The following is a 13814-nucleotide window of genomic DNA, read 5'->3' as shown; positions in this document are numbered from 1 at the left end:
GACAGCGCGCCGTCGTGGGAGTTCGCCGCCATGTCGCCATTGACCGTGCCACTCGAGGACGTGTGGGGCAGGCCGAGCCGGGTCGGTTACCGCGTCCGCTCACCGTCGAGGGCACCGTTGCCGCGAGAGTCGCCGCCCCACCCGATGTCGCACGTGGCTCCCGCGGGCGGGTGTGACTCACACCGCTCCGGTCTCCTCGAACGTCCACAGCTGCCGCCGGTTGCCGTCTTCGGGATCGGTCGGCTCCACGGCGACGCCGTCGGCTGCCGCCTGGATGACCGTGTTCGCTCCCTGGTTGTGCAGGTGGAAGGTCGCGAGAGCGCCCTCCTGGCCGACTCGCGAGATGCCCCACTTCTGGCTCAGGACCTCGGTGTAGGTCTTCTGCACGGCGGCGCCGGCGGCCAGTTCGAGCACCATTCCGCTGTGCCGGGCGACGAGCTTGTACTGCCAATTCGCGGCGCAGACGGCGCGCCATTGCTCGTTCGTGCCACCGGCGTACGCCCACTGGATGATCGGTGCGCCGCTCACCCGGGACTTACGGGCGACGTTGAGGGACTTACCGGTCGCCACATTGGTGATCTTGTAATAGACGCGGGGATTCGGCCCCCGGAGGCAGGTCGGCTCGTCGGCGGCCGCGGCCGGCGCCGCGAGCACGCCGAGCGATACGCCGACAGCGGCGACAATGACGCCGGCACGGGCAGATAGAGCACGAATCGAGAAATTCATCAGGTCACCTCGGCGGGTCGGGGACATGGGTGATGCGACGCTTTTCAGGCAAGCGGCGAGCCGCCCGAAGTCTTGGGCAGTCCTGAGCCTCGCCATCAACACGAAGGCATCCGACGATAGGAATGTTAGCGCTAACTCAAGCGCCGCAGAAGCGTACATCGCTTTCTGTAGTTAGAATTTCACTTTGGGTGCGCTCCCAGCGCAATAGGATCAGCGTTTCCCCACGACATGGAGCGGCACCACCCCTCTACGCCCGTCGAGCCGAATAAGAACTGTTAACGTTCACCAGCCGTGAGCCGCGGCCGATTTCTCCGGTACGACGGCGAGACGGCCGCCGTACCGAAACGCCGGCGGGGTCCCGGTGAGCACGGCGGGAGAAGCTGTCACATCCGCTCCGACGGGAGCAGTGCGGGCACTTCCCGCGACATCTGCACGCGCAGGGAGGTACGCAGATCGGCCAACTCCGCGGTGAGCCGGTCGACCTCCTCGCGGACGACGGCTCGGTCGGTTACCAGCCGGCCGACCGCCTCGGTGTGACGCGCCCTGGCGTCGCTGTCGATCGTGGAGGCCAGCAACTCCGCCTCGCCGAGCATTTTGCCGGCTTTGGCGCGGGCAGCGCTGAGCAGCGCCTGCGCATCCCATTCGGCCTCACGCACGTGCTGGTCGGCGAATCGCTGGGCCATGGCGACGAAATCGCCGGGCGCCTCGCCCGACGGCGGCGCCTCGGCACGCGCCATCGCCCGGGTGCGATCGAGGTCGGCCTGGACGTCCCGGGCGCGCTGTTGCGCGCCGGCCAGGGCCTTCTGCAGATGCTCCAGTTCGGCGGTGAGCTCGCGTTTCGAGGGGCCGCTGTGCCGCAGTGCCGCGCGAAGCTCTCGATTCTCCGCACGGATGCGGGCGATCTCCCGGGATGCCTCCTCGACGAAGGCGTCGACCTGGTCCCGGTCGTAGCTTCGTGTGCGTACCGAGGACGCGCGGAAGGCCGTGTGGTCGATGTCGGCGTGACCCGATGTGCCCTCGGTTCTCTCGCGGGAGCTCGCACGTCCCGTCACAACGAAGACTCCGGAGCGGAGGTGGCCACCCGGAGGCCGATCTTGCGCCTCGGCATGTGCGGTGCGATCGCCCGGCCGCGGTCGTCGCTGTCAGACCTTCGGGAAACAGATCGTGACGGTCCACCGGTGAGGTTCGCGGATGCGCAGGCGGTCACTGATGCACGCCTCTGAATCTGCAGAGAAATCATTTCCGGCGACCCGCCTGACGCCATGATTTCAACAAATCCGCGGCGGCCCGGATCGACCTGCCGGCGAATTCCTGATTGCCGAGAGACCGCAGCGCTCGACGAGTCGTCACCACCGGCGGCGGCGTATGGCGATATCTGCCGCGATACCGAGAGCCCACTCGGCTGCGCGGCGAGAGGAATCTCATGGTGACGAGTAACCCCACCCCGACGACGATGGCGAGGATGGTGACGAGTGCGGGCCCTCCGATAGCGGTCGACCCATCGCTGCGATCGTCTCCCTGCAAGGCCTGCGCGGTCGCGGGCGACGCGCTCACAGCCGCCGCCGGTGCCGGCGCGGTGGGCAGCGCAGCAAAGTCGACGATGCCGCTGCTCTCCAACAGAGTCATGTGGGTCATGACGAATTGATTGGCGCGCTGAGCGAGTTTCCGAACGGTGTCGTTGCGGGTGCTCGCCCGGATTGTTGCGATAGCCGGGAAGATCTTTCCGTGCGCCGCGCGGAGCCGGTCGATGTAGATGCCATCGAAGACGCTCCCCCGCGCCTGTCGCATTTCCTCGAGCCAGCCCTGCTGGTCGCTGTTCGGGCTGTCGGGCAGGGTCACGGCGAGCTTGCCGGCCGCCTCGACGACGAGTTTGTCCAGCGTCGCGTGCTGTAGGGCGATGTCACGTCCGATGGACTGGATCCGCCGGCTCTTCGACTGCACCTGCGCCATGTCCCCGGCCGGCATCTCCCATAGTCCGGCGAGGCGTACCTTGACGAGAAAGTCTCGGTCCGCTTCCGAGACCTCGCCCTTGCCACGGTCGGACAACAGCCCACTCGGGGGTTCCGGAACGCCGGGTTCGGCGCGAACGCTCTGCGGGCCAAGGAGGATCAGAGCCAGGGCGGCCAGCGTTGCTGCTGTCCATTGTCGACGACGCCGGGGCATTCGACCAACGGAGAACAAAACCACTCCTCTCAACGGCGGACATCAACCGATCTGCTGATCGGCAATACGCAGCGGAGAGAGTTGTGGATCAAGTGATCTAGTTCAACGGAATGTTTACAGATATGCCGCCGTCACCCCTCGCAGAATGGGAGCCCTCCCAGCACGGTGGGGACAATCCGCGTGCAGTCGCGCACCATTGAACAAATGCACACCCATAACCACGGTCGGACGCGTTCCAGGCACCGGAGTCGGTCAAGCTCTTCGATAAATCGAAGTTGACAACACATTCCGCCAACTGCAAGATCAAGCTCGATTCCCGCCCTGACACCTTCGTGAGGCCGACCTTGTTCGAGTACGCCCGATGACGCCCGACGACGATGCGCCGCCGAATTCGGGTCTGCGCATCGGCCGGTGGCTACCCGCCATGACCGAGGATGCGCAACTCGGCGACGCCCACCTTCATGCCGGTCGCCGCTCGCCCGCCCGCCGCGAGCCGGTAGGCCCCGCGTCGCCACCGCCTCCAGCGCCGTCCGGCCCGCCGCGGCGGGCCGGACGTCCGTCGCCCATCAAGCGCCGGGCCCTGGTCGCAGGATTGGCCGGTCTCGTGTTCGCCGGATCCGCCATGACCCTGCTGCGGTCCGCCACTGAGCCCGGCGAATGGCACGGCGACTCGATCGACGCCGGAGCCCCCGTCCCCGGCCAGCCGGCTCCGGACACCCTCTCGCCCGCAGCCCGGTCGAGCAGCGGCGCGGCTGGTTCACGCCCGCCGTCGCGGGCGTCGTCGGCGCCATCACACCGGACGGGTCCGTCGCCGACGGCGGCCGGCGGGCCGACGACAACCGGCGCTCCGGCCGGCGTGACCGCCCTCTCGCCGCTTCGGGAGCGGTATCTGCGCTCACTGAAGGCCGAGCAGTGGACCGAGATCGGTTTCGTCAACAACCGGGACGAGCCCGTCGTCATCCATTGGCTCGACTACCACGGGACGCGGGAACGCTACGACGTCCTCGCCAGCGGGGACACACGCCAGCAGCCCACCTACGTCAGTCACCCGTGGGTGGTCACCGATGTGCGGGGCCGGAGCCTGGCCATCTTCCTTCCCGCGAACCAGCCGGCCCAGGCGACGATCACCTAGACGATGCGGAGCAGGCCGCCGCGACCGCAACGGGTTGCGACACACGAGGAGGACGGACCTCGCCGCATCAGGGTGTGTGCAGCTTGTCGACTTCGATGGTGAGCAGGACACGCTGCTGGTGGCCGCCGCCGAAGCCGGGATACGGACGGCCGAGGTACTTCTGCGACAGCTCGTCGATGTTCTCGCGAGCCCCGTCTGTCGTGACGCCCACAACCCGGCCCCGCAATGCCCAGTACCGCGCGGGGGCGGCCGGATCGGCAATGCCGAGCGCGATGCGGGGGTCGCGCTTGATGTTGTGGGTCTTCTGGTGGGTGTCGACGGTGTTGATGAGGACATGCTCGCCGTCGGTGCCGGCCCAGGTCTGCGAGATCTGCGGCGAGCCGTCGGGCATGAGGGTGGTGACGAAGCAGATCGCTTTGGCGTGGAGCACGTCGAGCAGGTCAGCGGGGAGTGTCATGAGGAGATGAGCCTTCATTTCTTCGGGTTGTCGTAGAGCCGGTTGATGACTGTCTCGTCGGGTGGGTCGCCGGGGAGGTCGGCATGACGCAGGCCGGCCAGGGCGATCGTCAGGGCGCGACGCCACAGCTGGGGAGCGAAGTCACGTGAGGCGTCCAGCACGCTGCCCACCATCACGTGCACCGCGACGAAGTCGGCCGGGGTGACCCCGGCCGGCAACTGCCCGGCACGCACGGCCCGCGCGATGAGCCGGGCGATCAGTGGAGTCATCCGCTCGTGGGCCCGCTGCACCAGGGCGGTGGCATGGTTGCGGCTGCGCAGCAGTTGGCCCAGCCCCCGGCTCTGCGCCTCGATCTCGAGTTGGCGCTCGAGGAACCGGGTGAGGCCGCGCCAGGCGTCGTCGTCGAGGGCGGATTGCTCGGCGAGGTCGATCACCGTGTCGATGTGCTCGCTGAACAACGCGTCGAGCAGGTCCTCCCGCTTCGGGAAGCGGCGGTACACGGTGCCCATCCCGGTGCCGGCGGCACGCGCTATGTCCTCGTACGGCACGTCCAGTCCGTGGGCAGCCATCAGCTCATACGCCGTACGCAACACCAGCCGGCGGTTGCGTGCGGCATCGCTGCGCAACGGCGGGTCTGCATCGCTCACGTCAGCAGCCTAGCCAAGTGGAATAAATATTCCAAGTTGAATTCTTATTCCACTTGTACACGCCAGGGGCACCGGATGCCGGCCTCTGCCGCCAGCGACTACCCGAACATCGCCCCCGAGAACCGAACCGGGAGGACCCGAGCGCCGTCCAGCTGTCGAGTGGGAGATCGTGGAACGTCACGCCGGGGAGGGTGTGCATCTCCCCCGCGAGAGGGAGAAGGTCTCCCGCCGTCGATGGACGACGTGGCCGCCGCGGACGCCGAGCATGGATCTCGTCAAGCACAGCGCGCCACATCGATCGCGGAGGAACCTCCTGACGATGGCCGAGACCGTCCTGTCGCGCGGCACGACGACCCGTATCCTGCTGCTCACCACCTATGACGACGACAGATACGTCTACCGGGGCCTGTGTGCCGGGACGAGCGGGTTCTGTCTCAAGAGCATGCCCGTCGAGGGAGTTGTTCGGTGCCATCCGGGTGGTGGCGCGCGGAGACGCGCTCATCGACCCGTCGGTGACGCGTCGCCTGGTGACCCGGTTCGCCAACGGCCTCGCCCCGGTGACGGTGGACAAGCCTCCCGCGCTCGACCGGCTGACCACCCTGGAACGCGAGATCCTGCTCGATGTGGCCCGCGGCCACTCCAACGCCGAGATCGCGAAACGACTGTACGTCGGGGAGCAGACGGCCAAGACGCACGTGTCGCACCTGCTGACGAAACTGGGGCTGCGCGACCGGGTCCAGGCCGTCATCTACGCCTACGAGAACGCACTGCTCTGATCCCGAGCAGCCCTCCGGGCCACCGAAGAACGGCCGGCTGCGATCGTACCGGCCTCCGCCCGCCGCTTCAGACCCGGAATCGGTCGACGATGTGGCGCAGGTCGGTCGACATCCCGGCGAGCTGGGTGGCCGCCTTGTCGGCCTCGGCGACGCCGACCGTGGTGAGCTGCACCGAGGTGGCCACACCGGAGATCGTGTCGGCGACCCGGGTGCCCGCCTGAGCGGCTTCGCTGACGTTGCGGCTCATCTCGTTGGTGGTCACGGTCTGCTCCTCCACCGCGGAGGCGATGGTGGTCTGGAACTCGTTGATCCGGCTGATGATCTCGCTGATCTCCTCGATGGCGGTGATCGCGCCCGCGGTGTCCGACTGGATCGCCGCGACCCGGGCACCGATGTCCTCGGTGGCCCGTGCGGTCTCCTGCGACAGCTCCTTGACCTCGCTGGCCACCACCGCGAAGCCCTTGCCCATCTCACCGGCACGTGCCGCCTCGATGGTGGCGTTGAGCGCGAGCAGGTTCGTCTGCTCGGCGATGGCGGTGATCGTCTTGATCACCTCACCGATCTCCGCCGACGACGCGCCCAGTTTGGCCATCACCTCGCTGGTGTTCTGAGTGACCTCGACCGCCCGGTTGGCGACGTGCACGGCCTGGGTGGCGCTCTCGCTGATCTCGCGGATCGAGGCGCCCATCTCCTCGGAGCCGGCCGCAACGGTCTGGATGTTCAGCGACATCGTCGCCGCCGATTCGGCCACGGTCGCGGCCTGCTGGGCGCCCCGCTCGGCGTTACCGGAACTGTGCCGGCTGGTCTCGGCGAGCGCGCTGGCCTCCCGCCCCAACGAGTCGGAGTGGGCGGTGAGGTCGGCGACGGTCTGCCGCAGCGAGGTGGTCGCGGCCCGGAGCGAGTCGGCCATGTGGCCGAGCTCGTCGCGCTGTCGTACGTCCGGGTCACCGGAGAGATCACCCTCGGCGACCTGGTCCAGAACCCGGCTGACCTTGCGCAACGGCACGATGATCAGCCGCGCGACGTAGAGCGCGCTGGCCACACCGAGGAGCAGGGCCGCGGCGAGCGCGACGATCACCAGAGTGCGGGTACGCGTCACCGCCTCGTCGAAGCCTTTACCGGCCAGCATCGCCTGGTTGGCCGACGTGATCTCCTCGGAGAGCAGCGCTTCGTACGCCTTGCGCAGGTCACGGTTGGTTCCCAGTGCCAGATCTATCGCGGCGGCGGGTTTGCTCTTGAAGAGGTCGAACTCGGACTTCACGGCATCGAACCAGGTGTCGCTGGCCGCCTCGATCCCGTCGACCGTGGCGCTCTGGCCACCGGCGGCCTCACGAGCCGCAGCGAACGACGCGCCGACCTTCTCCTGCCGGCCGAGCGCCTCTGCGGCGAATTTCTCGTCGCCTTCGAGTAGATAGCCGCGCTCGTCGTTGGCGGCTGCTTTGAGCGACAGCGCGGCGTCGTTCAAGTTGGTGATGTAGGGCATCATCTGGCCGACCTCGGCGTTGCGGGTGCTCGCCATGTCGTTGATGCCCGCCACGCTCAACACACCGGTCACGATCGTCCCGGCGATCGCCACTCCGGCCACCGCGAGCACCTTGGTGGAGACCTTCCGGTCCCGGCACCACTGACCCAAACCACGACCTGCAGTCACCATTGACCTCCTGTCCGCAACTGCCTGTTCGGCACAGGCACGGCCGCAACTGAGGCATCTGGTGATATGTTCACCTCCGCGCAAACCGTGCCGGTGTGCCGTCAGCGCGATCCCGGGCGCTCCGCCCGGCTGATCGGGACCGCCTCAGCGCTCTCCACGTGTAGCCGGGGTTGCCGTGCGGCCGTCTGGCCGGATCGGGCTCTCGGCGCCACTGGTGGATCACCGTGGCTGGTACGACCTGGGGAGTCGCATACCGCGTGCGGACATGATGTCGCGGACCCGATTGGGGTAGTTGGTGATGATGCCGTCGATGCCCAGATCCATGAGCGCCGCGACGGTGGCCGGGTCGTCGCAGGTCCAGGGGACGACGCGCAGGCCGCGCGCGTGCGCCCCGGCGATCATGGCCCTGTCCGGGTAGAACCGGAAGCCCTCGTCGCCGACCTTGCCGTTCTGCGGGAAGCCGTAGACCGGCGACAACGTCCGTACGCCGCGGACGGCGGCGGCAGCGCGGACGACGTCGCCGCCGAAGTCGTCCACGTCGATGCCGCCCAGCCACGGTGACGCGCCGGGCATGCCGACCTGCAGGAAGTCGTAGTTGGTCAGCGCCACCAACGGGAGATGCGGCGCCAGACGGTGCATGACGGCCAGCGCACCCCAGTCGAAGGACTGGACGGTGACCTGCCGCTGCAGGCCGGAAGCGCGGATCTCCTCGAAGACCCGGCGGACGAACAACTCCCGTGGCGCGGTCTGCTCCGGCGCGCCCGCCTCGACCTTGGTCTCGATGTTGAGCATCACCCGGTCGGCGCGGTAGCGCTTGACCAGATCGAAGACGTCCCGGAGCTCGACCATCCGGAAGCCCGCGATCTGCTCCTGGTCGGGGAAGCCGGGCAACTGCCGGTAGCCGCAGTCCATGGTCCTGATCTGCGCGAGCGTGAGATCCTTGATGTACCTGCCCACGTACGGATACATCGGGTCACCCGGCGTCACCGGCCCGGTGTCCCGGCATTTCTGGGCGCTGACCTGGCGGTCGTGGGTGACGACCACCTTCAGGTCCCGCGTCACTTGGGTGTCCAGCTCAAGTGTGCTGACGCCGAGGCGCATCGCCTTACCGAACGCCTCCAGTGACCCCTCGGTCGTCATGCCGATGCCGCCGCGATGGGCCTGAAGGTCGAAGGGCGCCTTCCACGGCCGGGCATCACCGGCGTAGGCCACGCCCGGCATGGCCGTGACGGCCAGAACCACCAGAACGGTCACCAGGTCGCGTACCTTGATCATCGCAGCCTCCATCGCAGGGCATCGATATGGCCATCACGGTAGGCGGCGTACCCGGCGCCGACATGAGTCGGCGATGAACAATCGGCCACACCCGCCGACGTGCCGGTACGTCCACGGCGGCACCGCCGGCGATGACGACACCGGCGTGCGGATCGAGGAGCGGCCGATGTTCGCGACCGGGCGTCAACTGCCGACCATCGGCCGCGAGCTGGTCAAACAAGCCGTTCATCGGCCGGTTCGTCACTCCCGCGGTGTGGTGCACAGCGGCTCTGGTGTGCCGTCGGCGCGTACGCACGGCGCGTACTGCTGCGCCGCGATCATCGATCGGGCTTCGGCACCGACGAGATAGTTGGCGAACGACCGGGTGAGAGGGTCGGTCTTGTCCAGGTCACCCCAGCTGTACAGATACTCGACGGTCCAGAACGGGTAGCCGGCCCGGATGTCGTCGATGGTGGCGGCCCGCCCGCCGAGTCTGACCTGTTTCACCCCGGGGGTCAGCAACGCATTGGGAGTGTCCACGTATCCCACCGCACCGGCCCGGGACCGTACCTTCACCAGCACGTCGCTGGTCGTGGTCTGTTCGCAGATCACCGGCTGTGATCTGACCACCCCCTCCCGCAGGACGTCGCAGGAATCGCTGGTGGCTCCGGCCTGCCGGCCTTGCAGGACATATGTCTCCAGCGCCCGGCGGCTACCCGACCGGTCGTCGCGGGCCACCACACGGATAGGGGCCGAGTCCGCCGTGGCGTCGACCTCCTGCCAGTCCGCCACCTCGCCCCGGAGGATCCGGCGCAGGGTGGCGAGGGAGACGTCGGTGACGGCGACACCGTTGTTCACCACCACGCTGTACGGCACGACGGCAATGCCCCGGCTGGGTACCAGATCAGCGAACCCGATGAACTTGCCGTCGGCCAGCGCGAGCCGGCGGGGCCGCTGCTCGGGGGCGGCGTTCTGCAGATGGTCGAGACCCTCGAAACTACCCGCCGCGACCACGGTGATCTTCGCGTCGTCGCAGTAGGTCATGTACTGCCCGGCGAGATGGGCGGCGATTCCGGCGAAGGCGCTGGATCCCTCTACGGTCAGCTCACCCGACGCGCACACCGGCGCGCTGGCCGAGGTGCCCGCCTTCTGCTCCGAGCTGGCGAACAGCAGGGTGGCCACCAGGGCACCTGCCAGGAGGGTACTCACCGCGGCGCCGGCGATGGTGGTGCGCCGGGTTCGTGGCGTGTCGGCCGCAGTGACCAGGCCGCCCTCGGACAGCCGGCCGATCGCCTTCGCCGGCGGGTTGGTGCCGGCGCCCTCGTTGGAGAGCAGAACGACGACCTTGTACTCCTCGTTGGGGTTGAGGTCCACACGCGGCAACTCGAGAGTCGAGTGGCCGAGCTGCCACTGGAAGTCCTTGAATTCCTTGATCAGTGCTTCCGGCTTCTCCTCGGTGAGGCCGGCCGCGATGGTGCGGCGCCCGGAGAAGTCGAGCTCGAGTGACTTGTAGTCGCGCCGGGAGATCGCCGTGCGGCCGACGTTCTTGACTCGCGCCACCACCAGCGCCGGGTCCGCGATGTGGGTGTTCTCCTGGTCCATGACGCGCGCGACGAGCTTGGCGTAAACGGGACTGAACCCCAGCGGCGAGTTGAACCGCACCCGAAACGACAGCACCCGTCTGCGGCGGGCCTGGAACTGGTTGAACGCGGTGAGCCCGAGCGCCAGCACGAGCGCGGCAATGAGACTGCCGACACCCTGTTGGGCGCTGAGCCAGTCCACCAGGACGGAAGTCACCGCCACCACTCCCCTCGCCCCAGGTAGAGCCCCGCCGACCACGATGTCGGCCGTCGCCCCGGGTGAACCCGATCGCCAATCCATCCATCTTTCTCTCCGGATCTGACCCGCGAGGATGGACTGGATGAACGGGTGGTCACACATTGGAGCCGTTCAGCATCCACTGTCGGCAGAGGCTGCATCAGGGCTTTGCTGGTCGTGATGCGCACGGACAGGACTGTCGAACATCGGGTAACGAGAGGTGACGAGATGACGGCCACCACGGTCGACGTCACCATCGGCTCCGACGGCACTTCTGGTCATCCACCCGCGCGGTGTCCTCGAAGCGGAGTGTTCCTCGATCACTCATCGGCAGTTCTCGCCGACATGCTGACAGCGGCCGATGTTCCTCCGCACCGGCCGCTGTCAGCATGTCGGCGCCTGACTCGTTCAGCTGTCGCGCATGCCCCGCGGACAGCCGCTCGTCATCTCGTCGGAGCGGAGGTTCGGGCCTGTGGGCGTCATCGGGATGCCGCTACAGATGCGACCAGCACGACGAGTCCGGACGTGACGCACAGGGTCAGTCCTATCGCTGTGAGGCGATGGTTGAGGACCGCGTTGCGGGCGATTGATTGATTCATTGCCAGCCATGTGGTGCCACCGAGCAAGGCCAGCATCACCAAGGACAGCATCATGTCGGTCCGACCTTCCGGTCCGGGTCACAGTCGAGCGGATCGGCGACGTCTGACGCCGCCTGGTGGTGGTTCCCATCCGTGTGGCGATCAACTGCCGCCGTGCTCAGCGCGGGCGAACCACGCCACCGACAGGGGCACGGCCGGCCGCTTGGCGAGATCACCACGTCGTCGCAGAGTCGTGGGTGTGACCGGCAGACTCGGTCATCGTCTTCGGATCCGCAGAGGGCGGGCAACGGCGTTGGACGGGCCGCCCGGCGTATTGGTCATGTGCCGCCGTTACCCGATCGCCGGTCGACGACGCACGCTACTCCGGCCGTTCACATGACATTCATGCTCGCCATTTGTATTCCATTTCCAGGTCCGGCCCGGGCTCAGGGTTCTGCGAGGCTCTTGAGGCGCTGGGCCACCGGAGTCGCCGCCGTTGACCGGTCAGGGGACCCGGCCGCCGCCGACCGGAACGTGGTCGTGGCCCCCGGCACCCGGCACCCGGCACCCGGGTCGAGCACACCATGGACACGACAGAGGATCCGCTATGTCGTCGAGACGCCGGTGGCGATGCTCAGCGCGGGATGGGCGAAGTACCCGGCGGGCTGAGGTCTGCTGAAGTGGTAGCCCTGCAACAAATCGACGCCGATCTCGGCGAGAGTACGGGCGGTCTGCTCGTCCTCGACGCCTTCGGCGACGGAGATGAGGCCGAGTTGACCGGCCATCCGGGCGACGGCTTCCACGATGGCACGACCGTGGTGCTGGTGCACTCGCATCACGAAGCTGCGGTCGAGTTTCAGCTCGTCCAAAGGCAGTTGGCTGAGCAGGGCGAGTGAGGTGTAACCGGTGCCGAAGTCGTCCATCGCGATGCGTACGCCCAGGTCTCGGATGGCTTGCAGCCGTTGTGCGCTCTCCCGCGGCCGGGTCATCACCGCGCTCTCGGTGATCTCGACGATCAGCGTGTGCGGCGGAAGGCCGGTCCGGGCGAGCAGCTGCTCGATCTCGGTCACGATCCGGTCCTTGGCCAACACGGGTGCGGCGAGGTTGACGGCGACCGGCACCGTCCAGCCCGCGTGATGCCAGCGTGCGGCCTGCTCGATGGCGTCGGACAGGACCTGGTCGGTCAGCAGGTGGATGATGTCGGATGCCTCGGCCTGCGGCACGAACAGACCCGGCGCGAGCAGCCCACGCCGGGGATGTGTCCACCGGACGAGGGCTTCCATCGAGATGATCTCGTGAGTGCGCGCGTCGACCAACGGCTGATAGTGCAGGACGAGCTCGCCGGCGGTGATGGCTCTGCGCAGTTCGGTCTGCAGGCCCAGGTCGGGGGCGGACGTGGAGGCCAGATCAGGGCTCCAGACCTCGACCTGGGTCCGGTCGCGTTTGGCGGCGTACATGGCCGTGTCGGCGGCGACCATCAGAGCGTCGATGCCGTCCATGCCGGGCAGCCCGGTGTGGGCGATGCCGATCGAGGCTTCCACGCTGATCGGCACGCCGGCGATCTCGAATGGGCCGCTGATGGCGTTCAGCAGGTAGCCGCCGAGGCGTTCGAGGCGTTCGGCCAGCGGGCTGTGAGCGGGCGGTATGCCATCGGTCGTGTTCAGGAGGATGACGAACTCGTCGCCGCCGAGCCGGTACGCGGTGTCGGGCGGGCACACCAGTTGCAGGGCCGCCGCGACGTGCCGCAGGAGCTCGTCGCCGCGAACGTGGCCGAGGGTGTCGTTGATGTCCTTGAACCGGTTCAGGTCGATCAGCATCAATGCAGCCGTCGTGCCCGCCGGCCCGAAGCGGGTGGCCTGCTCGGTGAGCATCCGCCGGTTGCCCAGACCGGTCAGGTCGTCACGCAGGGCCATCGCCGCGTAGCGACTGCTCAGGTAGTCGACCAGCGGACCGATGGGGGCGATCCCCAGTTCGCCACCGCCGAAGGCGACGACCAGCGGGATCGCCTTGCGGCCGGTGGGCCGGGCCAGAGCCGCCCGGGCGGCGTCGTCCCAGGTCATCGTCTCCGGCAGCAGCAGAGCGGGTTCGGACACGATGTCGGCCAGTGGCCGGTGGTGCAGCAGTGCCCGTCCGAAGCCGAGCCGTCCGGTCAGGGCCGACTCGAAGCGTTGCCGGTCGACGAGATAGATCACGTCGTTGAGCACGGTGATCACTCCCGGCGAAGCGGGGTCGGCGCGCAGGGCTTCTTCGACGGTGCGGATGTCGGTGTGGGGCGGCCACACCGGCATCGTGACGGCCAGGTCGGCCAGGGTGGGCCGGGCTGACGAATCGGGAGAGTTCGGCATCTGTCTTCCAGCGGGCGGGGACACGGCCCTATGCGGATCGGCGCGCGGATCGGCAACCTGAGGGACCAACGGTCACGGCGGCGCCCGGCACGGCCGGATGCAGCACCGCTCAGCGCTCGGGCGGGGCGAATATCCAGCAAACCGGACAGGAGCGCGGTGGAGACTTTCGCCACCGCCTCTCGGAATGCACCCATCGGACAGTGATCGCCTTGAATACAGGGGGTCGTGGATCGCCGTTCACGCCGGTCTCGTTTGCTGAGCTCTGGC

At 67.9% G+C, this 13814-nt stretch carries 12 protein-coding genes; 2 read left to right on the top strand and 10 right to left on the bottom strand.

Annotated elements, in window-relative coordinates; translation table 11 throughout:
- Window positions 1-177: 177 nt before the first annotated feature.
- From ACQPZW_RS19875 to ACQPZW_RS19865, 3 genes are all read right to left on the bottom strand, one after another.
- The gene (locus ACQPZW_RS19875; RefSeq protein ID WP_433796399.1) at window positions 178-726 is read right to left on the bottom strand and encodes an RICIN domain-containing protein; all 549 of its coding nucleotides are present in this window, start codon (window positions 724-726) and stop codon (window positions 178-180) included.
- Window positions 727-1109: 383 nt separating this feature from the next.
- Window positions 1110-1778 (bottom strand): DivIVA domain-containing protein, encoded by a 669-nt coding sequence (locus ACQPZW_RS19870; protein WP_433796398.1) that lies wholly within the window; start codon window positions 1776-1778, stop codon window positions 1110-1112.
- A 184-nt stretch (window positions 1779-1962) separates the two neighbouring features.
- Window positions 1963-2889: a DUF4142 domain-containing protein gene (locus ACQPZW_RS19865; protein WP_433796397.1), complete on the bottom strand. Its 927-nt coding sequence runs from the start codon at window positions 2887-2889 to the stop codon at window positions 1963-1965.
- A 622-nt stretch (window positions 2890-3511) separates the two neighbouring features.
- Between ACQPZW_RS19865 and ACQPZW_RS19860 the strand changes: the two genes are divergently transcribed.
- Window positions 3512-4021, top strand: a complete 510-nt coding sequence (locus ACQPZW_RS19860; RefSeq protein ID WP_433796396.1) for a hypothetical protein — start codon at window positions 3512-3514, stop codon at window positions 4019-4021.
- Between the two features lie 67 nt (window positions 4022-4088).
- Here ACQPZW_RS19860 and ACQPZW_RS19855 read toward each other — a convergent pair whose 3' ends face one another.
- A complete protein-coding gene (locus ACQPZW_RS19855; protein WP_433796395.1) occupies window positions 4089-4478 on the bottom strand; it encodes a PPOX class F420-dependent oxidoreductase in 390 nt (129 codons plus the stop codon).
- Between the two features lie 14 nt (window positions 4479-4492).
- Window positions 4493-5125, bottom strand: coding sequence for a TetR/AcrR family transcriptional regulator (locus ACQPZW_RS19850; protein WP_433796394.1), 633 nt, complete (start codon window positions 5123-5125; stop codon window positions 4493-4495).
- 479 nt (window positions 5126-5604) lie between these two features.
- Between ACQPZW_RS19850 and ACQPZW_RS19845 the strand changes: the two genes are divergently transcribed.
- Window positions 5605-5901 carry a response regulator transcription factor gene (locus ACQPZW_RS19845; protein WP_433796393.1) on the top strand — a complete coding sequence of 99 codons (297 nt, stop codon included), beginning with the start codon at window positions 5605-5607 and terminating at the stop codon, window positions 5899-5901.
- A gap of 67 nt (window positions 5902-5968) precedes the next feature.
- On the opposite strand, the gene ACQPZW_RS19840 is transcribed toward ACQPZW_RS19845, so the two are convergent.
- The 5 genes from ACQPZW_RS19840 to ACQPZW_RS19820 all read right to left on the bottom strand — a co-directional run bounded on the left by ACQPZW_RS19840 (window position 5969) and on the right by ACQPZW_RS19820 (window position 13616).
- Window positions 5969-7534, bottom strand: coding sequence for a methyl-accepting chemotaxis protein (locus tag ACQPZW_RS19840; protein WP_433796392.1), 1566 nt, complete (start codon window positions 7532-7534; stop codon window positions 5969-5971).
- Window positions 7535-7771: 237 nt separating this feature from the next.
- The gene (locus ACQPZW_RS19835) at window positions 7772-8827 is read right to left on the bottom strand and encodes a glycerophosphodiester phosphodiesterase family protein (protein WP_433796391.1); all 1056 of its coding nucleotides are present in this window, start codon (window positions 8825-8827) and stop codon (window positions 7772-7774) included.
- 240 nt (window positions 8828-9067) lie between these two features.
- Entirely contained in the window at window positions 9068-10603 is a 1536-nt protein-coding gene (locus ACQPZW_RS19830; RefSeq protein WP_433796390.1) for a PstS family phosphate ABC transporter substrate-binding protein, read from the bottom strand.
- Window positions 10604-11103: 500 nt separating this feature from the next.
- Complete coding sequence (locus ACQPZW_RS19825; protein ID WP_433796389.1) at window positions 11104-11277, bottom strand: hypothetical protein; 174 nt, start codon at window positions 11275-11277, stop codon at window positions 11104-11106.
- A gap of 530 nt (window positions 11278-11807) precedes the next feature.
- A complete protein-coding gene (locus tag ACQPZW_RS19820) occupies window positions 11808-13616 on the bottom strand; it encodes a putative bifunctional diguanylate cyclase/phosphodiesterase (RefSeq protein WP_433796388.1) in 1809 nt (602 codons plus the stop codon).
- Between the last annotated feature and the right edge of the window lie 198 nt (window positions 13617-13814).

Source organism: Actinoplanes sp. CA-252034 (assembly GCF_050956125.1).
Lineage (GTDB): Bacteria > Actinomycetota > Actinomycetes > Mycobacteriales > Micromonosporaceae > Actinoplanes.
The sequence above is the reverse complement of the archived record's forward strand: the minus strand, read 5'-3'. Positions and strand labels throughout refer to the sequence as shown.

Bases quoted from the DNA above. Each gene is read 5' to 3' on its own strand.
- ACQPZW_RS19855 (WP_433796395.1), bottom strand. From the start codon at position 4,478: ATGACACTCCCCGCTGACCTGCTCGACGTGCTCCACGCCAAAGCGATC.
- ACQPZW_RS19835 (WP_433796391.1), bottom strand. From the start codon at position 8,827: ATGATCAAGGTACGCGACCTGGTGACCGTTCTGGTGGTTCTGGCCGTC.
- ACQPZW_RS19825 (WP_433796389.1), bottom strand. From the start codon at position 11,277: ATGATGCTGTCCTTGGTGATGCTGGCCTTGCTCGGTGGCACCACATGG.
- ACQPZW_RS19860 (WP_433796396.1), top strand. From the start codon at position 3,512: ATGACCCTGCTGCGGTCCGCCACTGAGCCCGGCGAATGGCACGGCGAC.
- ACQPZW_RS19865 (WP_433796397.1), bottom strand. From the start codon at position 2,889: ATGCCCCGGCGTCGTCGACAATGGACAGCAGCAACGCTGGCCGCCCTG.
- ACQPZW_RS19875 (WP_433796399.1), bottom strand. From the start codon at position 726: ATGAATTTCTCGATTCGTGCTCTATCTGCCCGTGCCGGCGTCATTGTC.